Here is a 20,800-nt window from a genome sequence, read left to right on the forward strand (position 1 = left end):
TCAATCGCAGCGATAAGTACAAGTGGGAACAACTGTTCTGGCTCCCTCACAGCTAGCGGGGTGAACTTTGCCACAGATACAAGCTGCGGCTCAGGATTTACGTCGGTAACGCCAACAGTATTGAACCTGGGGCCGCTAACCAATAATGGTGGAGCGACTCAAACTCACGCGCTCCAAGTGCCCAGTGCAGCAATCGATGCCGTTCCATCAGGGCAGTGTACTGACCTAAATGGCAACCCTGTGAACCAAGATCAGCGAGGTTCGGGCTTCCCTCGGCCTGCTGGGGCCGCCTGTGATGCGGGAGCTTACGAGCAGCAGAATCCACCACCACCGACGCCCACGCCAACACCAGCACCGACGCCTAGTCCGTCACCTTCCCCAAGCGAAGGGATCCGGCTGGTGAAGCGGATCAGCGCCGTCAACGGCCTTCCCATCCGCGAGTTCTTCGACGAGCCCACAGATCCCAACGACAACCCAGGGATCCCTTGGCCGGGCGGGGCAGCAACCTTCCTGCAAGGTGCCATCAACCAGCCGGTACGTCCGGGAGCCCGGGTGCAGTTTGCCATCTACTTCCTGCTGGATTCGCCCAGCTCGACGCTGACGGTGTGCGATCCCCTCGTCCCTGGTCTTGGCTATGTGCCGGGCAGCTTGTCCTTGTTGACACCGGCAGGTGGCTCTCCAGTGGCTCTGAGCGATGCGGTTGATGGGGATGGGGGAGCTTTCATCCCACCAGGACAAGCGGTGCCAGCGGCCTGCGGCGGCATCACCAACTCCAACGGAGTGGTGGTGGTCAATGTGGGGGGATCTGGCACTGCCGGGGCCATCCGCTTTGAGGCCGTCATTCCCAGGTAGGAGGGGGACGCAGCCCGTCCCTGGCCGTTTGACCTTTGCGTTCTCTTCTCTTGCAGCAACGCTTGCCGCCAGCAACGGTAGAATGCCAGGCTGAGAGCAAAAGCAGTGTCGGCAACAGGTGAGGATATGGCGCAGCGTGCCCAGCAGGGATCCCCAGTTGGAGGCAAGACCGATCGGTGGGAGTGGGGGAGAAAATCGCTCCGGCTTGTCTTAGCTGCGGTGTTGCTGTGGGTGGTTTGGCTGGGTGGGATCCCGGCCCTGGCGCTGCCGCAAGGGGATGCCATTACGGATCCGCGTACTCTCTTGCGGCGGGCGCTGCCCATCCAGGACAGCCGGATCTGGGAAATCGATGAGGCCATCACCAAAATTGAGAGCGACTTGAAGTACAACCGCTGGTCGGCGGTGCGGGGAGATGTGCGCCAGGTGGAGCGGCTTCTGGATCGCTACACGGATCCCCTCTTGGCGGAGTTGCCCCCTGAGCAGGCTGCTGCCGCCGCTCGAGAAGTTGCCACTCTACGCCAGGAGTTGCAACTCATTAGCCAAGCCACAGAGCGCAAATCCAAGGGCAAGGAAGAGGCCCGCGCCGCCTACGACCGCCTCATAGAGGAGCTGGGATCCCTGGAAAACCACTGGGTGGGGGCTTTTCCCTACGCGATCCCTGCCGAATACGCTGACAAGCCGCAGCTCCTGGGCCGGGCGGAAGTGGAGCTGAACACCACCGCTGGGCGGATGGTGATCACCCTCGATGGCTACAGTGCTCCAATAACTGCCGGCAACTTCGCCGACTTGGTGCAGCGGGGCTTCTACGATGGCCTGACCTTTGACCGGGTGGAGAACTTCTTCCTGGTGCAAGCGGGGGATCCCCCAGGCCCTGCCGACGGCTATGTGGATCCGGCCACCGGCAAGGTTCGCACCATCCCGATGGAGATCCGCGCCAAAGGCGAGGTAATGCCCCGCTACGGCCAGACCTTTGATCAACTGGGCCTGTGGGATGTAGAGCCGGCCCTGCCCTTTTCTGCTGAGGGAACGGTGGCCATGGCCCGCTATCCCGATGAGCCCAACAGCGCCTCTTCTCAGTTCTTCATCTTCATGGCCGAGCCGGATCTCACCCCTGCCGGCCTCAACCTCATGGATGGCCGCTATGCCGTATTCGGTTATGTTACCGAGGGCACCGAGGTGCTGCGCAAGATCAAGCTAGGGGATCAGATCCTGAGCGCCCGGCTGATCTCAGGCCAAGAAAATCTCAGGAATGGGGCGTAGGGATTCTGCATCACTATCTCCCCTGAACCGTTGCCCTTTTGAGTGGCTAGAAGGCGCGGCTGAGGGCGCTACCTGGGCCCTGAAACAACAGCCAGGACATGAGAAAGTTAGTGACAAACACCCCCAGCAACGCTGTCACCACAGCATCGGTAGTGGAGCGGCCCACCCCCTTGGCGCCGCCGCTGGTGGAAAGGCCCCAGTTGGAGCCGACAATGGCGATCAGAACCCCGAACACCATCGCTTTCAAACAACAGACGAGCAAGTCCCAAGGGGTCAGGAGATTCTGAGCCGAGGTGAGAAACACCGTGGAAGAAATGTTGTAAGCCGAAGCGCAGATGATCATCCCCCCCACCAAACCCGTCAGCAGGGAGAGGATGGTGAGCACCGGCAGCATCAGCCCTGAAGCCACCACCCGCGGGATCACCAGGTAATCCACTGGATCGGTGCGCAACAACAGCAGAGCATCGATCTGCTCGGTGACTTTCATGGTGCCCAGCTCGGCGGCAAAGGCGGATCCCACCCGTCCGGCCAGGATCACCGCCGTCACCACCGGCGTCAGCTCGCGGGCCAGGGCAATGGCCAAAACCCCGCCGATGAGGGAAGAGGCCCCGAAATTGATGAACTCGCGTGCCAACTGAATGGTGAAAACGCCGCTGATCACCACCGCCGTGATCAAAACAATCAGCAGCGACTCCAGCCCCACTGTCGCCAGTTGCTCCAGGGTGTTGCGCCGATGAATACGGCCTTGCAGCAGGTGCAAGATCACCTGACCGGCCAGGAGAAAACTGCTGCCCACCCGCTGCAACCAGTTCATGATCTTTGTCTCAAGGGTTTCAAGAGGCTGATACGGCTGACGGCTCCGCCTCAGGTTCTGCCGGCAGCTGGAAGCTGGGGACAAACGAGGCCCGCGTCAAGGGTTGGTCGATAATTAGCCCTTCCCCCCCCAACACCTCGAGGGCGCGCCCCTCGACGGAGATCCACACCCGCGCGCCGGGGTTCTGGCTGGTGGCCGTGTAGAGCACCTGCGCAATCCGGCTCATCATCGCCGTGGATCCCCCCCCTTGCGTGAATTCAGAAGAGAAGTTGAGGAAAATATCGTCGCCTTCCACCCGCACATCCAGCAGCCGCGTCTGGGAGGGGATGGCGGTGGCGAGGCGGGGATCCCGGGGACCGGCAATCAGCTCCTCCAAGGCCAGGCGGATGGCCTCTTGGGCGTCGAAGGCGCGCAGGGAGCGCTCCTGCTGCACGTAGTAGATGGAATTGTCAGCACTGGTCAGCCAATACAGAGAAAGGGTTTGCCGCGGCCCGATGCTGTACCACCAAGCTCCCCCCATCACCCCTAACCCCAGCAAAAAGCCGAGGATCCCCAGTTGCAGAGCCGGGCCGCGCCGGGGGCGAGGACGCCGTCCTCCCAAGCGGACGGAGCCAAGCTGTGCAGTACGCCCTCCGTAGTGATCCATCGTTGCCATTCCCCTGTCTTGCCTAGCTCTAGGGTAGCGAAGAAAAGCCCACTCTGCCGGGGATCCCCAGGCTGGACAGGCCCAAAACTGGCACGGGAGCAGCCACAGGCAGCTTGAACCGGCCTCACCCTGAGCTCCAGCTTTACGCTAGCCAAAACCATTTGCAACAACCAAGGGGAGGCGCGGCTTCTCTTCCACCTGGACGAGGCCCGCTTCGAGAAGATTTGTCCGCGATGGGGATCCCTGCTAGGGAAGAGCGGCCCGCTGGGATCCCATCAGGGTCTCCAAGCTCTCGACCCGCACAAAGCCGATCACCTGCAACTGGTCAGACCCTATCTCCAAGCTGAGCACCCGCACCAGGATCCCCAGATCTTCTAATTCTTGCAGATCGAACACCTCGTTAAGGCCGCCCAAAAACGCTGCCGAGATCTCATCGGGAACCCGCACAGAGCCGATGACAAACTCCGGATCCTGAAGCTGCAAGCGGCGCCCCTCCTCCACCCGGATCCCGGCGTTGAACACCACATCAACCGTTCGCGTCAGCGGGACGGAGTCTTTTTGCTCACTGCCGCCTTCCTGCTCCACCAAGAGGGCAGAAAGTCGAAGGCGGTCAGGAGCCAAAAACTCGACCCGGGGTTGGCGCAGATCGAAGCGGCGGGGTTCGTCCCTACGCCCGCTAAAGGGCAGATCTGCTCGGATATCCTGAAACTGTCTCAGCACCTCTGGTGAGTTGAGGGCAGCATTCAAGTCTTCTTCCCGCACCACCACCCGCACCGCCGCCTGCAGAGGACGCTCCAGCCGCAGAGGAGCCCCGCGGAAAAAAGAGGGGTCAATGGCCACCGGATCTGTTTCCAGCTCCAGCAGCTCGATGCGCGGAAACGGAGCCCTGTAGAGCCCCCGCCCAGCAACCAACAACCGATCCGCCTGGCCACTCAAAAAACGATAGTTGGGGCGGCTTTGGATGCGCACCTCCAAAACCTCTACCCTATCGAGCTGAGCGAGCAAGAGCTGCTGAGCCGTCTGATCTGCCAGGTAGCCTGCCCCTCCTCCCAAGCCCGCCAGCAACCCCAACAAAGCCGCCAGGATCTCCATATTTGCCGCTGTCACCTCTCCCCCACCCAGGTTAGCAGGGGGGATCCCTGGCCCCCGTTAGGGATCCTGGCTAACGCAACACCTTAAGGGGGCTAGCCTCAATAGGGCGATTTCCCAGGAAAGTTTTGGCAATTTTCAGGCCATCCGCCATCACCGGCCGGTTGAGGGTTGGGTCATGGACAAATTTGACGCCGGAAGCCACCGTTGGGCGCCCCTCGCCCCAGGTATCCACGACTTTCAGGGTGGCGGCAGCAACTGGACGGCCATCGGCAAAGTAATCCACTACCTTCAGAGTCGAAGCTCCCACCGGGCGGTTGTCGATCTCGATCTTGCTGAACTTGACAGGGCTGGGGAACACCGGCGGGCCGGACTTTTCTCCCACCCCCTGGGCAGCCAGCGGGGCAGGATCGGCAGGCCGAGGAGCCAAATTTAGACCGTTGCCCTGTCCCGTAGAAGTTTCTTGCTCCGGCAGCGGGCTGGAAAGACCACTAGGAACGGCCATAGAAATCTCCTGAGTTCCAGAGAGTTATGGGGGAGAAGGAGCAACAAGACAGCCCTCCTGGGATCAGCTCAAAGAAGCTAGAGCCAGCGTCTGTAGATCCCGATGAGCCTCAACCTAAAGACATTCTAAACTACCCTTGGGCCTGGGATCCGCCGGTTACCACCAGGCTCTTTCTCCCAACTGCTGCTGAGGTGAGTTGGCCAAGTCTATGGCAGGGATCCCCCCATTGTCATTGGCGCTGGGCCAGGTGGGCCATGCCGGCTCTGTGGGCGTTGCTGCTCGTACCTGCCCCTGCAGCTTTGGCATCGCAGGTACCCCAGTTTGACCTCGTTGACACTCCCACCGCCTAAAGGTGAACCAACCCGTAAAGGCGCTGTCAAGACGCCTCTAGACAGTTCCTTGAGGCAAAGCCCCAAGGTTCTGCTGACTTTTCTGTTCACGTCAGCGGGACGGAGTCCTTGCAGATTGGCTGAGACGTTTTGTATTGATTGCCAAGGCTGAGGTTTCTCCCTCTGCTCAAGAGGATGAGCAAGCCGGCTGGGCCTGTCTGTCCTTTTTGATCACAGGATCCCAGCGCACCGGCGAGGTGGCTGTGGAGTCGGAGCGGGGGGTGGCCGGTAAGGACTCCGTCCCGCTGACGCGAACAGCCTGGCAGTTGCGCCATCTGCAGGTGAAGGTGGATGGGGAGCCGCAGGCCATTCGGGTCATCGAGGGGGGATCCCGGTGTGAAGGGGAAGAGCCGCCCCTACAGCCTGAGGGCGAGATCTGAGTAGTCGGACAAGGGCAGCCACGGCTAGAGTCAAAAGGACTCCGTTCCGCTGAGGCGAATGGTTGTGGCCCTGGATCCCTATGCGATCGGTTCCCTATCTGCGCTTGCTGCTGCTGTTGGCGCTGCTGGCCTCATTCACGGGCTTGATTGTCTGGCTGATCCAATCGTTTTTGGATCTGTACTACGCCACCCGCTACCACCCGATTTTGGGGGGGGTGTTGATCGGGGTGCTGGTGTTGCTGCTGCTGGTGTTTTTGGCCGCTTCCATCTACTACTTGTTTCTGTTCCGCCCCGCCCCTAAAACCGAGAGGCTTCCCAGGCCGGCCCCCCCGGAGACCCCTGCCGAGAAGTGGGAGGCAGCCCGGCGCAACCTGGCGCAACTAGAAGCTCAGATGGCGCAGATCCAGGATCAGGTGGCGCGGGCAGCGCTGGCGGAGCGGTCAGCTCGGCTGGCCCAACAGTTGGCCCGGCCCCAACTGAAGGTGGTGGTCTTCGGCACCGGATCGGCGGGCAAAACCTCGCTGGTGAACGCGCTGCTGGGGCGGCGGGTGGGGGCGGTGGGGGCAACGCTGGGCACCACGCAGACGGTGGCGGTTTACGATTGGGACTTGCCCGGGATCCCCCACCCGGTGCAGATCGTGGACTGCCCGGGCATTTTGGAGATCGGGCCGGCAGGGGCGATGCGGGAAGAGGAGGCGCAGGCGCAGGCCCAGGCCGCCGAGCTGCTGTTGGTGGTGGTGGATGGGGATCTGCGCCAGTCGGAGGTGGATCCCTTGCGCCGGTTGATCGCCCTGGGCAAGCGGGCTCTGCTGGTGCTCAACAAAATCGACCGTTACACCTCGGAAGAACGGCAGCTCCTCTTGCAGCGCCTGCGGGAACGGGTTTACCCCCTGATCCAACCGGAAGATGTGCTGCTGGCTGCTGCTGACCCGGCCCCCGTGCGGCTGGGATCCCAAACCTGGCAACCGGAGCCCGAGGTGGCAGCGGTGCGGGATCGCGTCCAGGCGGTGCTCTACGCCGAAGGGGGATCCCTGGCCTTGGACAATGCCCTGCTGCAATCGCAGCAGTTGGGGGAAGAGGCCAAGCGGATCATCCAGGCGCAGTTGCGCCGCCAGGCGGAGGAGGTGATCGATCGCTTTCAGTGGATCGTGACCGGCGTCGTGTTTGTCAACCCCATCCCGGCGCTGGATCTGCTGGCCATTGCCGCCATCAACGCCCAGATGGTGGTGGAGCTGGGATCCCTCTACGGCTGCCAGATGAACCTGCAGCAGGGGCGGGAACTGGCCCTGTCCCTGGCCAAGACCCTGGCCGGCCTGGGTCTGGTGGAAGGGGCGATCCAACTGACCACCGGGCTCCTGGCTACGGTGGCTGAGGTGAGCGTGGTCGGTTTTTTGGCGACAGCCCCCATCCAGGCGGCCAGCGCCGGCTATCTCACCCGCATTGCCGGCAAAAGCTTCATCGAGTATTTCCAGCGCAACCAAAGCTGGGGGGAAGGGGGGATGCAGGCGGTGGTCAGGGCCCAGGTGGAGAGCACCCAAAAATCGGGCTGGCTCAAGGAGTTTGTCCGCCAGGCCTCAGAACGGGTTTTTCGCCTGCGCTAGTCCCTGTTGGCGGCCTCGACAGCAATATCCGTCGGCAGGAAGGTCAGCTCCATCTGCGCCACATAGTCGGCGTAGCTCAGGGCGGGCACATCATCCCATTCCGCCAGGCCATGCATGCACTTCGACCATTGAATAAAAGTGGCCGGATAGATATAGGCCAAGCTGGGATCCTGCAAAACCTCTTTGGGCAGCGGCGGAGCCGACTTGAGCACCGCCAACAAAGCCGGGGGCTTGTGGAGGATCACGCGGGTGGCCTCGATCTGCTCTGGGGAAACCTTGAACTTGGCGGCGACCAACGAGATCACTTTGGAAAGGGTCATCACCCACCACCAACCTTGCCTACAGAAAGAGATTGCCCCCAAGCCGAGGGGCTGGCCTCAGGGATCCTACGGAGCCCAAGCAAGGGGAGCAGCGAGGATGGCCGGCTCTGCGATCCCCTTGCCTGAGGGGAGGGCTTCTCGCTATTCTAGATGAGCTGAAAAATTGGGAGAAACAGGTGAGCCGTGGCTAAAAAGAGCATGATCGAGCGGGAGAAAAAGCGCCAGCGCTTGGTCGAAAAATATCGGGAGAAGCGCCAACAACTAAAGGCGGCCATGGCCGATCCCAACATCGACCAGGTCACCCGCATGGAGCTGCATGCTCAACTGCAAAAACTCCCTCGAGCCAGCTCGCCCACCCGCCTGCGCAACCGCTGCTGGAAAACCGGGCGTCCCCGCGGCTATTTCCGGGATTTTGGGCTCTGCCGCAACAGCTTGCGGGAAATGGCCCACCGCGGCCTGCTGCCGGGCGTGGTGAAAGCAAGCTGGTAGAGCCAAGCTTGCCAGCCGCTGATTACAACCCTGCCTTCAGGGGTGGCTTTGGGCTAAACTGAACGCGGAGCGTTGCGAGCGAAAACCGGCCTGCTGGCTGTCTCAGTCGAGGGGAGAGTACCTCCTGTCTCTGAGGGGGACGAGGCTTGCTCAGGGCTAGCTGGCCAGCAGCGCTTGTTGAGATGTCAACAACTCTTGTCTTCAGGTGAGGGAAGTATCTCAGCGGGGCGGCTGCTCCCGCCAAGTGAGGGATCCTTGTGGAGCCTTTCCAGATCTGCGACGAAGATCTCACCCCCGAAGTGGCAGAGGCGCTAGCCGGGGAAACCCTCCTGGCCGTGGACACCGAAACGATGGGCTTGATCCCGCAGCGGGACAGGCTCTGCGTCGTGCAAATAGCCAATGCTGCCGGCGAGGTGGTGCTGCTGCGGCTCAGCCGTGGCGTGAAGCAGGCCCCCCGTTTGGCGCGGCTGCTGACGGATCCCAACATCGAAAAGATCTTCCACTACGCCCGTTTTGACCTGGCCATGCTGCGCTACCACCTGGGGATCCAGGCCTGGCCGGTTTTTTGCACCAAGGTAGCCAGCAAGCTGGCCCGCACCTACACCAGTAAGCACAGCCTCAAAGACGTGGTGAGCGAGCTGTGCGGGGTGGAGCTAAACAAAGCCGCCCAAAGCTCCGACTGGGGAGCTGTCCAGTCCCTCTCGCCGGAGCAGTTGGACTATGCGGCCAACGATGTCCGCTATTTGATCCCGGTGCGCCACAAGTTGGCCCAGATGTTGCAGCGGGAGGAGCGCTGGGAGCTGGCGCAGCGCTGTTTTCAACACCTGCCCACCTTGGTGGAGCTGGATCTGCTGGGATATAGCAACGTCTTCGAGCACCAGTAGGCGGCAGCCCCGAAGAACCGGCCTTGCTGCTGGACGGCAGAGTATTGGGCAATACAGTTGGTTGCTCTCCTCTCTGGTGTAATGGGAAGGAGGCTGGCCGTGAAAACCACCGGAGTTGAGTCGATGTTGGAGTCGCAGCAGGTGGCCCAGAGCGGTGTCTCTCTTGGGCTCTTGGACAAGCCTATCCTGGAGCTGCGCCACGTCTCCCTGCAGTACCCCGGCAAGGGATCCCCGGTCACGATCATCCGCGACCTCAGCTTTTCGGTGGCCCACTCGGAGTTTGTCTCGATTGTGGGGCCGAGCGGCTGCGGCAAGACGTCTCTTTTGAAGATGATAGCCGGCCTCAACACCAACCACGGCGGCACCCTTTACTTTCGGTTGCAGCCCGTCACCGGCCCCCTCAAGAGGGTGGGCATGGCCTTCCAAAATCCGGTGCTGCTGCCCTGGCGCACTACCTTACAGAATGTGTTGCTGCCTCTGGAAGTGGTAGAGCCCTACAAGCGCACCTTCCGGCAAAACCTGGCTCAGCACAAAAAGTCGGCGCTGGAGCTGTTGGCCGCCGTGGGCTTGGATGGTTTCCAAAAAGCCTATCCTTGGCAGCTTTCCGGGGGGATGCGGCAGCGGGTTGCCCTCTGTCGAGCTTTGATCCACCAGCCGGAGCTGTTGTTGCTGGATGAGCCCTTTGCCGCCCTGGATGCCTTCACCCGCGAGGAGATGTGGGAAATGTTGCAGCGGCTGTGGCTGCGCAACGGCTGCACGGTTATTCTCATCACTCACGATCTGCGGGAGGCAGTTTTCCTCTCCGATACCATTTATGTCATGGGGTCGCGGCCTAGCGAGATTGTCTTTACCCTCAAGGTGGATCTGCCCCGCCCGCGCCCGTTGGAGATCTGCCTGACGGACGAGTTTCACCACTTGGTTGCGGAAGTGCGCAAGCACATAAGGACTCCGTCCCGCTGACGCGAACGGCGCAGCAGCTAACCAAAGTTTTCTCGATAGATCGCCGCGCAACCCTGATGAAAAACTCCTTTGACCGATTTCTCCAGACGAAAGCGGCCTCGCTGCTCCTGCCGGTGGTCACCCTGCTGCTGACCCTTGGCCTTTGGGAGGCAGGGGTGCGGCTGTTGCAGGTTCCCCGCTTTGTTTTGCCTGCGCCCAGCGCAATCTGGCAGTCGATGCAGGAGTGGGACGAGGTGATCCTGGGGCACTCGCTGTTTACCCTCAGCTCAACCCTGCTGGCTTTTGGGCTGGCTTTGGTGGGCGGGATCTTGCTGGGATCCCTTATCGGCAGCTCCCGCCTGGCCCATCTGTGTCTGTACCCACTGCTGGTGGGGTTTAATACCATCCCCAAGGTGGCCCTGGTGCCGCTGCTGGCGATTTGGTTTGGCCTGGGCATGATCCCGGCGGTGATTACAGCTTTTTTGCTGGCCTTTTTCCCCATTGCCGTGAATGTGGCGGTGGGCCTGGAGACGGTGGAGCCAGAAATGCGCGATGTGCTGCGCTCCCTGGGGGCCAGCGGTTGGGAAATCTTCCTCAAGGTGGGGCTTCCCCACAGCTTGCCCTATCTGTTTGCCTCGCTGAAGGTGGCCATTTCGCTGGCCTTTGTTGGCGCGGTGATCGCGGAGACGGTGGCCTCTAACCGCGGGCTGGGCTACCTGATTGTGTCCGCCAGCTCTTCTTTTGATGTGCCCTTGGCCTTTGCCGGCTTGGTTGCCCTCGGCCTCATGGGTGTTCTGCTCTACTCTTTTTTCGCCGCTCTGGAGCGCTACCTCTTGGCCTGGCGGCAGTAGCGGAAGGGATCCCGACGGGAAAGCTGGCCCAAGCTAGCTCAAGTCGGGAAAGGTGGCCCGCACCGCCGGGTGGATGAGCTTTCCGCCCCGGATGTTGAGCCCCTTGGCCAGGCCCGGATCCTGCTCCAGGGCGGCGCTCAAGCCAAGGTTGGCCAACTTGAGGACGTAGGGGAGGGTGGCGTTGACCAGCGCCTGGGTCGAAGTCCAGGGGACGGCCCCCGGCATGTTGGGAACCCCGTAGTGCAAGACTCCGTGGGCTTCGTAAACCGGCTGGGCATGGGTGGTGACCTTGGTGGTGGCGATGCACCCCCCCTGATCCACGGCCACATCCACGATCAAAGAGCGGGGCCGCATCTGGGCCACCAGCTCTTCCTTCACCAAAACCGGGGCGCGGCTGCCCGGCACCAACACTGCTCCCACCACCAGGTCGGCCTCGCGGACGCACTCCTCGATGCTCTGGGCGGTGCTGTAGAGCAGCTCCACCCGCGACCCGAAGATCAGCTCCAGCTCGTTGAGGCGCTGCAGGTTGATGTCCAGAATCTGCACCCGCGCCCCCAGCCCGACGGCCATCTTGGCCGCCTCCGTACCCACCGTGCCCCCGCCCAGGATCACCACCCGCCCCGGCGGCACCCCTGGGATCCCGCCCAGCAACACGCCTCGCCCCCCCTGCTGGCGGGTGAGGTAGTGGGCGCCAAATTGCACCGACAGCCGCCCGGCAATCATGCTCATGGGCATCAAGAGGGGCAGGGATCCGTCGGGGAGCTCCACCGTCTCGTAGGCCAGGCAGGTGGCCCCCGAACGCAGCAGGGCTTGGGTCAGCTCGCGGCTGGCCGCCAGGTGCAAGTAGGTAAACAGGATGAGATCCGGATGGAGCAAGGGATACTCGGCGGGCAGGGGCTCTTTGACCTTCACCACCAACTGCTGCCGGTAGATCTCCTCGGGCGTGGCGGCCAGCTTGGCCCCCGCTTTTTGGTAGTCTTCGTCGCTAAAGCCTGCCCCCTGGCCGGCTTGGGTCTCCACCCACACCTGGTGCCCCTGCTCAGTCAAGGCCCGCACCGCCGCTGGCGTCAGGCCGACGCGAAACTCCTGCTCTTTGATCTCTTTGGGCACGCCAATGCGCATAGGGATCCCCACAGGGCTGTTCTCCAGTCTAGACAGACCGGCGCTGGGATGGGATCCCTGGCCTGCGCAGACCGGCCAAAATCCCTACCTTTTCCCCGCAAGGGGACGGAAATTCTGTTGAGGGGATCCGGTGGATCCCTGGCTAGGTTGGGGGTTGCTCCGCCCGGAAGGGATCCCTAGCGCAGGAAGCGGGCCAACAGCAGCAGGCCAAGGCTGCCAAAGAGGAGGTTGAAGCTCCAGGCTGCTGCCCAGGGGGGAAGGGCTCCTGCTTCTCCCAAGCTGCGAGATACGCTCAGCACCACGTAGTAGGCAAACACCAACAGGATCCCGAAGACGACGCCGCCATAGCGGCCCACACGGCGAGCGGTGCTGGATCCCAGGGGAAGGGAAATCAGCACGGCAAAGAAGCTGGCTAGAGGCAGGGAAAAGCGCATGTGGAACTCGGTGCGCAAGGGCTGGGTATTGAGGTTGGAGCGGGCCAGGCGGGAGATGCGCTCCGCCAGCTCCGGTAGGCTGAGCTCGTTGGGGGGAACTGGCGGCTGCAACAGGGCGGCCAGATCTTGGGAGACCGCCAGCGGCTTGCGGTCGAAGGGCTCTTCGGCCAGGCTGAGACCATCGGGGCCGTAGCGGTGGGTCACTCCTTCGCTGAGGGTCCAGTCCAGGCCATTCCACACCGCCTGGGCCGCCAGCGTCACTTCCGCCAACCGGTACTTGCCCCCTGGCAAGGGATCCACCCGCAGGATAGTGACATCCTGCATGGTATTTAGCCGCGGATCCACCTGGCGAATGAAAAACCAGAGGTTGTCTAGGGACTCCGTCCCGCCAACGCCAGCGGTTTTGAAGAAGACGTCGTATTGGACCGGGCTTGTAGCTTGGGCCAGGAGCGCCTGCTGGTCAATGCGGCGGATTTCCCGTTTGCTGGCTGGCAAGAGCACGTTGCTGATTAAAAAAGCGCTCAGGCTCATGAGCAGCCCCACCAGCAACAGGGGACGAAAGATGCGCGTAAACGGGATCCCGGCTGCCCGCATGGCGGTAATTTCGCTGTTGCCGCTCAGCTTGCCCAAGGTGAGTAGGGTGGCAAAAAAAGCAGCGATGGGCATGCCCAGCACCACCATCTCGGGCAGATCCAACATCAAGAGCCGCAACACCGTCAGGGGGGGCACGGATCCCTCGACCAGCCGCTCGGCCAGGGTAAAGAGCCGGCCCGCCAAAAGCAGCAGGGTTCCCCCAGCTATACCGGCCAAAAGGGGGGTGAGCATCTGTCCAAAGAGGTAGCGCTCCAGCAGCCAGAACTTGGTGAACAAGCGGGCCATGGGCAAAAGTTGAGGGATTAGGGCTATTTCAAGCTAGCGTGAACGGTTCTCCGGCATTCCCTCACCCCCGGCCCCTCTCCCAGAGGGAGCATTCCCTCACCCCCGGCCCCTCTCCCTCTGGGAGAGGGGAGCTGGGATCAACTCACAAGCTGTTTTATGCTGTTTGCCATGACCCTAGCAGCACTGGCGTTGAACCCAGGGTTGCCGGCCATTGGCTCTGGATCAGGGCCGTAGGGAGGCTGGCGGTTCGGCGGGAGGGGGTAAGGGCTCGCTGCTGCCGCCGGGATCCAAGCGGGAATTGGGGGGCGAAGGGTCGGGATCCAGTTTGGCCCCCCAGGCGGCTAGGTAAGCGCGCTGCTCAGGAGAAAGGCGACGGGCGCCGCGGAAGTCCGCGCCGGCCACGATGGCGCCGGCATAGGCTCCTGTTTTGAAATCGGGCTTTTGCCCTGGCTGGGCCGGGGAAGCGGTCTGCAGGGATCCCACAAACAAGAGGGCGCGGTAGAGATCGGCCCCGCGCAGGTCGGCATTGCGTAGGTTGGCCCCGCAGAGGTTGGTGTGGCTAAGATCGCAACCCCGCAGGTCAGCTCCTTCCAGGCTGGCTTCACTGAAATCCACCCCCCGCAACAGGGTGCCATGCAGGTCGGCCCCTTCCAGCATGGTGCCCAGGTTAACCACGCGGATACCATTGACGCGATCCCGCTGGTAGCCGCCTTTGCCGTCCAAGATGGGCCGGCCCAGGTGTTCGTCGCGGCGCAGGGGGCTGAGCAAGTTGGCGGTGGAGAGGAAGCGCAGAATCTTGGCTTTGCCGAAGCGATCCACGCCGTTCAAGATGGCCGCCGTGCGCCCGGCCGCAATGGCCCGCTCCAGGGGCCAGTCGTCCAACTGCCCGTCAGGGGAGAGAACCAGGTTGGAGATACCCTCGAAGTAGGCGTCGATGGTCTGCTGCTGGGTAATGGTGTTCTGCTGGATGGTGAGGTCGCGGGAGATAACGTATTGCCGCCAGGCAATATAGGCGGCCAGGAGAGCGATGAAGATCTGCCCGGTAGCGCCGAACACCTCGCCCAAAGCCCCAATCGCCTCCCAGCTCAGGGATCGCAGGGTTGAGAGAACCCCACTCCAGACCACTGCCCCTGCCACGGCCAAGCCAAGGGCCGCCGCCGCCCATCCCAGGCTGGGCCACGTGGTTAGCCACTGCCAGAGATCGCGCCCAATCTGCACCCAGAGCGGCTGCCCCCACCAGCCGGCCAAGCCCAGCCAAGCCAGCACCGCCCCCCAGCCCAAAACCGGCTGCCCCGTCAACCCCGCCAGCGCCAGCAGCCCCGCCGGGATCCCCAACAGCAGCAGATTAAGCAGGGGGCGCCCAGACGAGAGGGAAGCCAGCGGCAACTCTTGGGAGGAGCCTTCGCGGGCAAGGGCTTCTTCGGTCATGGCAAGGGTATACTCTAGGGGTAGCGTTGGATCTACAAAAAAAGCCTGCGTCAGTCCGTATTTGGAGTTGGGGAAGAGGGCAGGATCCCACCTCTTGGGTTTGGTAGGATAGCCTCGACCCTCCTTCCTTCTCTGGCCCAGCCTGGTGTGAGGATGACTCCTATGATTGCTTGCTTATCGTTTATCCGTCTGCAGAAATCCGGCGAACACCAATTTACAGCAGTCCTGCCTGACTTGTGGTTGCAGCGCCATGGCTCCCCAACCCTGGCACGACTGGCTGCCTCTCTGCTGTTGAGCACCAGCTTACTGCTGGCGGCAGGAAGGGATCCCAGTTGGGCGCAAACTTCCCTGGACACTGGCCTTTTGGAGAAGCAGGCCCTGCCCCAGGCGCCACCGCTGCCGGACGACCGCCCGGCCATTTTTGTTGATGCCGCCAACGGCAGCGATACCCAAGGGGATGGATCCCGCAACAACCCCTTCAAGACCATCACCCATGCCATTGGACGAGCGCCAGCGGGCAGCATCATCCAGCTGCTGCCGGGGATCTACAGCGCAGAAAGCGGCGAAGTCTTCCCCATCCGCCTCAAGGCTGGCCTTATCTTGCGCGGGGACGAGTCCACCCTAGGGGAGGGCTACCTGATCGATGGCGGCGGCACCTACATGAGCCCGACCTTGGCCCGGCAAAATGTTGCTCTGCTGGCCGAGACCGGCTCAGAGGTGCGCGGGGTTACCCTGCGCAACCAGGGGCGGCGCGGCTATGCCCTCTGGATAGAATCGGCTTCCCCCCGCATTCTCAACAACAGCTTTGTGGGCAGCATCCACGACGGCATTTTCATTGCTGGCGCCTCCAACCCCTGGATAGAGGGCAACCGCTTCTACAAAAATGGGGCCAACGGCATCTCTGTCTTGGGTACCTCCCAGCCCACCATTGTCAACAACCTCTTCCAAGAGACCGGCTTTGGCCTCACCATCGACCAGCGCTCGGCGCCGATGGTGCGCAACAACCGCATCCTGCAAAACCGCACCGGCATTGTGGTTGGCGGCAGCGCCCGGCCCATCTTGCGCAACAATCTCATTGCCCGCAACCTGGAGACTGGCCTGACAGCTATCACCAACGCCCAGCCCGATCTGGGCACGGCCTCGGATCCTGGCAACAACATTTTTGAGGGCAACGGCCAGTACGACATCCACAACGCCACCCGCGGCCTGCGCCTCAACGCCAACGGCAACCAACTGGCGGGCAAAACCAAAGGGGAGCTGGATCTAGCGGGCCAAACCACGGTTGCTGCCCTGCCCAGCAGCGCCCCACCACCCATTGCTGCAGGCGGCCTGACGCTGCCCAGCGCTCCCCCGGCTCCCAGCCGGGATCCCCAGCCGGCGGCGGCCAAGCCAGCCGAAACTTCCCCAAACCTACCGGTGGTGGCGGTGCCGCAATCGACGGCCCCCCTTCCCCCTCCTGCAGCGGGCTCGGGAGGGCGTATTTTGCCCAGCAGCCCCAGCCAGCCGTCAAGCACGCAACCCCAGGAGTTTGTTGCCGTCCCCTTCACCCCCGATGGCTCTACCACGCCTGCCCAGCCGGTTGAGCCGGCTCCTGCCGCCCCTGTCCGCCAGGCCTCTGCAGCTCCCCTTACCGACATCACCACCCTGCTGCCGCCGCCGGCCCGCCGCCAAGCCAGAGAAAACCCTCCTACCTCCTCCTCTGCACCCTCAAGCTCGGCCCCAGCTTCTCCTGCTCAGGCTGCCGACAAGGACTCCGTCCCGCTGACGCAAGCGGCAACCCAGTTTCGCGTCTTGGTAACCCCCAAGGGCAGCGACGACTTGCAGCGGCTGCGGCAGCTCGTCCCCGAAGCGGTGGAGACCGTGTTCAACGGCAGGAGAGTGCTGCAGGCCGGCCTCTACGACAACCGCAGCCAAGCCCAGTCGGTCTTGGATCGCCTGTTGGACGCCGGCTTTGACGCGGTGGCGGAGATGATCTTCCGTTGACCTCACTGCCCAGGGATCCCCCCCGGCAGGATAGGAACTCCCCAGCAGGGGATGTATGATGCCTAGCACGGCTTTTTCCAAAAGGACTGCGGAGAAAGCCGTGCCGTCAGGTTGCTCTGGGGATCAGCCAGGGCAAGCAATGGGGAAAGTCCGGTGCAAATCCGGCGCTGTGCCGCAACTGTGATGGGCTAAGGCCCTCAGTCAGGATGCCCGCCTGCGGCTTTGGCTCACAGCTTAGCTCTTCCGCGTCGCACGGAAGCAGGAGCAACCGGATGAAAGTAATTGTTGTATGTCTCAGCCTTGGGCTGGGGAGCTGGAGTTTGGGGATCCCAGCCTGGGCGCAAGCGGTCTTGGACACCAGTCTTAGTGCCGAGATTTTCAATCAACCCGTCACCACACCGTTTCGCCGCCCTGGCTTGCTGCGGGACTCTTCGCGCCCAGTCTATGTCATCACCCGCCAGCAGATGCGCGAGCAAGGGGCAAGGACGGTGCAAGAAGCCCTGCGCTATCTGCCTGGGATCCTCAGCGATGGCACAGCGGGAACTCAGTTGGGAGCTCTTAGCTCTCAATTCATGCGAGGGGCGCGAACGGCGCAGGTGTTGGTGCTCTTGGACGGCCGCCCCCTCAACGATCTGGGCTTCTTTGGCGGGTTTGACCTCTCTCAACTCACCACAGATATTGTCGAGCGAATTGAAGTCTCTCCCGGTGGCGGCTCTACTCTGTATGGCTCGGATGCTGTTGGCGGCGTGATCAACATCGTTACGGTGGAGCCACAGCCAGAAACGGAGACGGTGCTGGAAGCGGCGGTCGGCAGCTACGGCCTCAATGAGCAAGGGATCCAAAGTCGGGGCCAAGCCCAGGATCTGGGCTGGGTGCTCAGCTATCGCCGTCTGAAAAGTAACAACGACTTTCCCTTTGCAATTGAGCGGCTGGGCAAGTCAGGCAAGCGGGAAAACTCGGCGGTGGAGTACCACAACTTGCAGGCCAAGCTTACCTGGCAACTGGCCAAAGACCAAGTCCTAACAGCCAACGCCCTCTACCTCAATAAAGCCTTTCGTGTGCCCGGCAGTGTGGAATTTCCCTCTCCCGATGCAGAGCAAAACACCAACGATCTGCTGCTGGATCTCAGTTGGCTGTGGACTCAGGCAACAGGATCCCTGCAGGCAAGAGTCTTTTTTGACGATCTCAACTACCGTTTCAGTGCTCCGCAAAGCCAGGGATCCCGCGACGTCATCCTGCGCAATGGCTGGGGATCCCAGCTGCAGTATGCTTGGCAAGCCGGCGAAAACCTAGAGGGAGCTTTGGGGGTAGATTATCGCTCCATCTCAGCTCGCAATACAACTTTTTCCTTTGCCAACGGTTCTGCCAATATCAACTACGACGATACGGTTAACCAGGGCGCCCTGTTTGCCCGCCTGGATTACAGCCCGGATCCCAACTTCCACCTTGATCTGGGCATGCGCCAGGACTTCAGCAGTTTGGCCAATAGCTCGGCCACCTCGCCGGCTGTGGGGATCCGCTGGACAGTGGCGGAAGGCACCACCTTGAGAGCCAACTACGCCAGCAGCTTTCGCACCCCCTTGATCTCGGAATTATTCTTTCGGCTGCGAGGCTTTTTTGAAGTGGATGGCAACCCCAATCTCCGCCCAGAGCGAGGGGAGAGCTTTGACGTTGGCTTGGATCAGAGCCTGGGAGATTTTGGCCTGCTGCGGCTAACGTTTGCCCACAACCGCATCCGCGATGGCATCACCTTTGTCAGCCTGGGGCCGCGCCAGGGAACCTATGAGAATATTGGGCTGGTCGAATACACCGGCCTGGAAGCGGCTTTGGATTTGCGTTTGGGGGAAAACTGGACGCTTTTTGCCAACTACACCCTCAATGATCCCATCATCCGCGCTGCACTTAACCCGGCCACAGTTGGCAAACAGCTAGCCTTTGTGGGAGCCGATAGCTTCAACCTAGGCCTAACCTATCGCTATGAGCAGGGCGGGTACGGCTCGATCTTGGTCCATCACATTGGGAGCTTTTTTACCAACAACTCCAATACGGAATCCCTGCCAGGCTATACCACCGTGGCTTTGCGGGGAGGGATCCCGTTGACTGAGGCCCTGAGCCTAGAGTTGGGGATCGACAACCTGCTGGATGAGCAGTATGAAGTTTTCCCCGGCTATCCCGGCGTTGGCCGCACGCTGAGGGTGAGCTTGCGGGGGCAATTTTAGCATCCTCTCGGGCTGTTTTTGGCTAACTATCTAGAACAAGCTGCCCTAGTGGAATTGTCTGCTTTGCAGTGGAGTTTGGATACAACTCTATGGTGAGCGCGACCAACTTTCCCTCTATTTCTCCATCGACAACTTTGGCTCAAGCTGAGTCTAAACATTGCCTCTGGGTTTGCACCACCTGTGGATCTCGCTGGGTCAACGGCCAAAAAGAAGGGATCAGCAAGGGAGAAATGCTCCTAGCTGCCTTGCAATCCCAAAGGCTCAATCCCCAACTGCAACTGAAGCCAGTTGCCTGTATGAGCGGCTGCAGCCACGCTTGTGTGGTTGCGCTGGCAGCCCCCCGAAAGATGACCTATGTCTTTGGCGATCTCGATCCAAAAGACGTGGAGCCAATCTTGCAAACGGCGGAGCTGTATTTGGCAAAGCCCGATGGGATCCTGCCCTGGGCAGAGCGCCCCATCAAAAAGGGGGTGATTGCCCGCATTCCGCCAATCCAATAGGAGCAACCTATGGCTGTTTTCAATCCCTGGGTCCCACCCTTAAATCAAACTTGGCAAGAGGTTTCCCCCACCGGCTGGACAACCGTTTACGAAGGGATCCCGGCTCACATCGACTGTCTTGGGCCGCTGCTCTATGAGCTCTTTCAGGAGCGCTGGGCCGAGATCCAAGTGGGCCAGGTGGTGGAGGGTGGCGTCCTGGAAGCGGCCTTCAAGGATCCCCCTACTCTCTGTGTGCTCTACGACGGCTACTTGACCGTGGCCACGGAAACTTGGCATTTGCATCTGTGTTTGGAGGAACACCAGGGCGGCCCCTACCGCAGAACTCCTCCTGAGCTGCGCCGCAAAAGATTGGTCGGCCGCGCCGCCCTCTATCGCCGCCTCAATCCGCAGGGCCAGCCTCGCCAATGGGGGATCCAGTTTTGGAACGGGACAGAGGAATCGCTGCTGCAGATCTTTTTGCCCAGTCCCTTTTTGGGGCCAGGAGAAGACTACCTGCCCGAAGGCAAAGCCGACTATCAGCAGCTTTCCCTTTATGAACGCCTGCGAGCCATTTACGTCGAGGGAAAAGAGCGGATCCCTTACGCAGATAACCCTCTCAAGCGGCCCTATTTGGCGGTTTGCCGTTCCAGCCGCTGCTATCCTTCTCGCCACTATCAGCCGGTGGTGGAAGCTTTGCAATCGGCCCTGCGCGAGGCCAATCTGGATGTTCCGGTTATCACCTCAGGATGCCTAGAAGTCTGCCAACAAGGGCCGGTGGTTTTCTACTCTGGTGACCGCACCTGGTACAAGCAAGTCACACCCCCAGTAGCGCGGCAAATTGTCCAGGAGCACCTGCTGAACAAGTGTCCCTTAAAAGCTCACCTTTTTCCTGGGGATTAGCCTATGGTCAGCCTACAAGCTCTTGTCCAGTCCATCCCCAAAACCCGCCGCGGGATCCCGGAGGTCATTTGGATCCAAGCCACCCGCGATCTAGCCCAAGGTCGATTTTGGCCCAGCCTATTGACCACCATCGGCTGCCTTAGCAACATTGCCTATACCTGTACACTGCCTTTTGTAACTGTTGGCATCGTCACGGGCACCACGTTAACTCGCCAAAGGGCAATCGTCAGCGCTTCGATGATTTGGCTGGCCAACCAAATCTTTGGCTACACCTGGCACAACTATCCCCGTACCCCTGATTCTTTGGCTTGGGGGTTGGTCTTGGGGATCGGCACGG

General features: G+C 61.5%; 21 protein-coding genes, 1 pseudogene and 1 riboswitch. Of the genes and pseudogenes, 13 read left to right on the forward strand and 9 right to left on the reverse strand.

Going from position 1 to position 20,800, the window contains the following annotated elements; genetic code table 11:
- Nucleotides 1-60 precede the first annotated feature (60 nt).
- Together NW852_RS01195 and NW852_RS01200 are read left to right on the forward strand one after the other, a co-directional pair.
- Entirely contained in the window at nt 61-852 is a 792-nt protein-coding gene (locus NW852_RS01195; protein WP_414426402.1) for a choice-of-anchor Q domain-containing protein, read from the forward strand.
- A gap of 126 nt (nt 853-978) precedes the next feature.
- Entirely contained in the window at nt 979-2,112 is a 1,134-nt protein-coding gene (locus tag NW852_RS01200) for a peptidylprolyl isomerase (protein WP_414370401.1), read from the forward strand.
- 46 nt (nt 2,113-2,158) lie between these two features.
- On the opposite strand, the gene NW852_RS01205 is transcribed toward NW852_RS01200, so the two are convergent.
- The 5 genes from NW852_RS01205 to NW852_RS01225 form a co-directional block, all read right to left on the reverse strand.
- Nucleotides 2,159-2,929, reverse strand: coding sequence for an MlaE family lipid ABC transporter permease subunit (locus NW852_RS01205; protein ID WP_414365599.1), 771 nt, complete (start codon nt 2,927-2,929; stop codon nt 2,159-2,161).
- Between the two features lie 16 nt (nt 2,930-2,945).
- Entirely contained in the window at nt 2,946-3,572 is a 627-nt protein-coding gene (locus NW852_RS01210; protein ID WP_414365596.1) for a GerMN domain-containing protein, read from the reverse strand.
- A 246-nt stretch (nt 3,573-3,818) separates the two neighbouring features.
- Entirely contained in the window at nt 3,819-4,679 is an 861-nt protein-coding gene (locus NW852_RS01215) for a DUF2993 domain-containing protein (protein WP_414365595.1), read from the reverse strand.
- Nucleotides 4,680-4,734: 55 nt separating this feature from the next.
- Nucleotides 4,735-5,166, reverse strand: a complete 432-nt coding sequence (locus NW852_RS01220) for a hypothetical protein (protein WP_414365594.1) — start codon at nt 5,164-5,166, stop codon at nt 4,735-4,737.
- A 156-nt stretch (nt 5,167-5,322) separates the two neighbouring features.
- Nucleotides 5,323-5,472: a hypothetical protein gene (locus NW852_RS01225; RefSeq protein WP_414370399.1), complete on the reverse strand. Its 150-nt coding sequence runs from the start codon at nt 5,470-5,472 to the stop codon at nt 5,323-5,325.
- Nucleotides 5,473-5,650: 178 nt separating this feature from the next.
- Here NW852_RS01225 and NW852_RS01230 point away from each other — a divergent pair, with 178 nt between their 5' ends.
- Together NW852_RS01230 and NW852_RS01235 are read left to right on the forward strand one after the other, a co-directional pair.
- Entirely contained in the window at nt 5,651-5,935 is a 285-nt protein-coding gene (locus NW852_RS01230) for a hypothetical protein (protein ID WP_414370398.1), read from the forward strand.
- Between the two features lie 80 nt (nt 5,936-6,015).
- On the forward strand, nt 6,016-7,536 hold the full coding sequence (locus NW852_RS01235) for a YcjF family protein (protein ID WP_414386037.1): 1,521 nt from the start codon (nt 6,016-6,018) through the stop codon (nt 7,534-7,536).
- Here the strand turns inward: NW852_RS01235 and NW852_RS01240 are convergent.
- On the reverse strand, nt 7,533-7,856 hold the full coding sequence (locus NW852_RS01240) for a hypothetical protein (RefSeq protein WP_414365591.1): 324 nt from the start codon (nt 7,854-7,856) through the stop codon (nt 7,533-7,535). The genes NW852_RS01235 and NW852_RS01240 overlap by 4 nt on opposite strands.
- 183 nt (nt 7,857-8,039) lie before the next feature.
- Here NW852_RS01240 and rpsN point away from each other — a divergent pair, with 183 nt between their 5' ends.
- The 4 genes from rpsN (at nt 8,040) to NW852_RS01260 (ending at nt 11,019) form a co-directional block, all read left to right on the forward strand.
- On the forward strand, nt 8,040-8,345 hold the full coding sequence (rpsN, locus tag NW852_RS01245) for a 30S ribosomal protein S14 (protein ID WP_414365590.1): 306 nt from the start codon (nt 8,040-8,042) through the stop codon (nt 8,343-8,345).
- Nucleotides 8,346-8,596: 251 nt separating this feature from the next.
- Nucleotides 8,597-9,229, forward strand: coding sequence for a ribonuclease D (locus tag NW852_RS01250; protein WP_414370434.1), 633 nt, complete (start codon nt 8,597-8,599; stop codon nt 9,227-9,229).
- 99 nt (nt 9,230-9,328) lie between these two features.
- A complete protein-coding gene (locus NW852_RS01255) occupies nt 9,329-10,189 on the forward strand; it encodes an ABC transporter ATP-binding protein (protein WP_414365589.1) in 861 nt (286 codons plus the stop codon).
- Nucleotides 10,190-10,245: 56 nt separating this feature from the next.
- Entirely contained in the window at nt 10,246-11,019 is a 774-nt protein-coding gene (locus NW852_RS01260) for an ABC transporter permease (protein WP_414338052.1), read from the forward strand.
- A gap of 33 nt (nt 11,020-11,052) precedes the next feature.
- Here the strand turns inward: NW852_RS01260 and ald are convergent, their stop codons facing one another.
- The 3 genes from ald to NW852_RS01275 all read right to left on the reverse strand — a co-directional run bounded on the left by ald (nt 11,053) and on the right by NW852_RS01275 (nt 14,882).
- On the reverse strand, nt 11,053-12,141 hold the full coding sequence (gene ald / locus NW852_RS01265; protein ID WP_414334380.1) for an alanine dehydrogenase: 1,089 nt from the start codon (nt 12,139-12,141) through the stop codon (nt 11,053-11,055).
- Between the two features lie 176 nt (nt 12,142-12,317).
- A complete protein-coding gene (locus NW852_RS01270) occupies nt 12,318-13,454 on the reverse strand; it encodes an LptF/LptG family permease (RefSeq protein ID WP_414370393.1) in 1,137 nt (378 codons plus the stop codon).
- A 222-nt stretch (nt 13,455-13,676) separates the two neighbouring features.
- The gene (locus NW852_RS01275) at nt 13,677-14,882 is read right to left on the reverse strand and encodes a pentapeptide repeat-containing protein (RefSeq protein ID WP_414370391.1); all 1,206 of its coding nucleotides are present in this window, start codon (nt 14,880-14,882) and stop codon (nt 13,677-13,679) included.
- Between the two features lie 162 nt (nt 14,883-15,044).
- On the opposite strand from NW852_RS01275, the gene NW852_RS01280 reads away from it, so the two are divergent.
- From NW852_RS01280 to NW852_RS01300, 5 genes and pseudogenes are all read left to right on the forward strand, one after another.
- On the forward strand, nt 15,045-16,865 hold the full coding sequence (locus tag NW852_RS01280; RefSeq protein WP_414370390.1) for a DUF1565 domain-containing protein: 1,821 nt from the start codon (nt 15,045-15,047) through the stop codon (nt 16,863-16,865).
- A 91-nt stretch (nt 16,866-16,956) separates the two neighbouring features.
- Nucleotides 16,957-17,098, forward strand: a riboswitch (cobalamin riboswitch).
- 39 nt (nt 17,099-17,137) lie between these two features.
- Nucleotides 17,138-19,084 carry a TonB-dependent receptor plug domain-containing protein gene (locus NW852_RS01285; RefSeq protein WP_414370388.1) on the forward strand — a complete coding sequence of 649 codons (1,947 nt, stop codon included), beginning with the start codon at nt 17,138-17,140 and terminating at the stop codon, nt 19,082-19,084.
- 89 nt (nt 19,085-19,173) lie between these two features.
- Complete coding sequence (locus NW852_RS01290) at nt 19,174-19,584, forward strand: DUF1636 domain-containing protein (RefSeq protein ID WP_414349322.1); 411 nt, start codon at nt 19,174-19,176, stop codon at nt 19,582-19,584.
- Between the two features lie 9 nt (nt 19,585-19,593).
- Nucleotides 19,594-20,463 (forward strand): (2Fe-2S) ferredoxin domain-containing protein, encoded by an 870-nt coding sequence (locus NW852_RS01295; RefSeq protein ID WP_414370386.1) that lies wholly within the window; start codon nt 19,594-19,596, stop codon nt 20,461-20,463.
- A gap of 3 nt (nt 20,464-20,466) precedes the next feature.
- A pseudogene (locus NW852_RS01300) lies at nt 20,467-20,800 on the forward strand (hypothetical protein); the annotation flags it as partial.

This window comes from Synechococcus sp. H60.1 (assembly GCF_047462335.1).
Lineage (GTDB): Bacteria > Cyanobacteriota > Cyanobacteriia > Thermostichales > Thermostichaceae > Thermostichus.

What these genes read in the sequence shown, in the direction of transcription:
- NW852_RS01235 (WP_414386037.1), top strand. Translation starts at nt 6,016, where the DNA reads ATGCGATCGGTTCCCTATCTGCGCTTGCTGCTGCTGTTGGCGCTGCTG.
- NW852_RS01285 (WP_414370388.1), top strand. Translation starts at nt 17,138, where the DNA reads ATGAAAGTAATTGTTGTATGTCTCAGCCTTGGGCTGGGGAGCTGGAGT.
- NW852_RS01290 (WP_414349322.1), top strand. Translation starts at nt 19,174, where the DNA reads ATGGTGAGCGCGACCAACTTTCCCTCTATTTCTCCATCGACAACTTTG.
- NW852_RS01225 (WP_414370399.1), bottom strand. Translation starts at nt 5,472, where the DNA reads ATGCCAAAGCTGCAGGGGCAGGTACGAGCAGCAACGCCCACAGAGCCG.
- NW852_RS01295 (WP_414370386.1), top strand. Translation starts at nt 19,594, where the DNA reads ATGGCTGTTTTCAATCCCTGGGTCCCACCCTTAAATCAAACTTGGCAA.
- ald (WP_414334380.1), bottom strand. Translation starts at nt 12,141, where the DNA reads ATGCGCATTGGCGTGCCCAAAGAGATCAAAGAGCAGGAGTTTCGCGTC.
- NW852_RS01210 (WP_414365596.1), bottom strand. Translation starts at nt 3,572, where the DNA reads ATGGATCACTACGGAGGGCGTACTGCACAGCTTGGCTCCGTCCGCTTG.
- NW852_RS01270 (WP_414370393.1), bottom strand. Translation starts at nt 13,454, where the DNA reads ATGGCCCGCTTGTTCACCAAGTTCTGGCTGCTGGAGCGCTACCTCTTT.
- NW852_RS01200 (WP_414370401.1), top strand. Translation starts at nt 979, where the DNA reads ATGGCGCAGCGTGCCCAGCAGGGATCCCCAGTTGGAGGCAAGACCGAT.
- NW852_RS01280 (WP_414370390.1), top strand. Translation starts at nt 15,045, where the DNA reads ATGATTGCTTGCTTATCGTTTATCCGTCTGCAGAAATCCGGCGAACAC.
- NW852_RS01220 (WP_414365594.1), bottom strand. Translation starts at nt 5,166, where the DNA reads ATGGCCGTTCCTAGTGGTCTTTCCAGCCCGCTGCCGGAGCAAGAAACT.
- NW852_RS01260 (WP_414338052.1), top strand. Translation starts at nt 10,246, where the DNA reads ATGAAAAACTCCTTTGACCGATTTCTCCAGACGAAAGCGGCCTCGCTG.
- NW852_RS01275 (WP_414370391.1), bottom strand. Translation starts at nt 14,882, where the DNA reads ATGACCGAAGAAGCCCTTGCCCGCGAAGGCTCCTCCCAAGAGTTGCCG.
- NW852_RS01240 (WP_414365591.1), bottom strand. Translation starts at nt 7,856, where the DNA reads ATGACCCTTTCCAAAGTGATCTCGTTGGTCGCCGCCAAGTTCAAGGTT.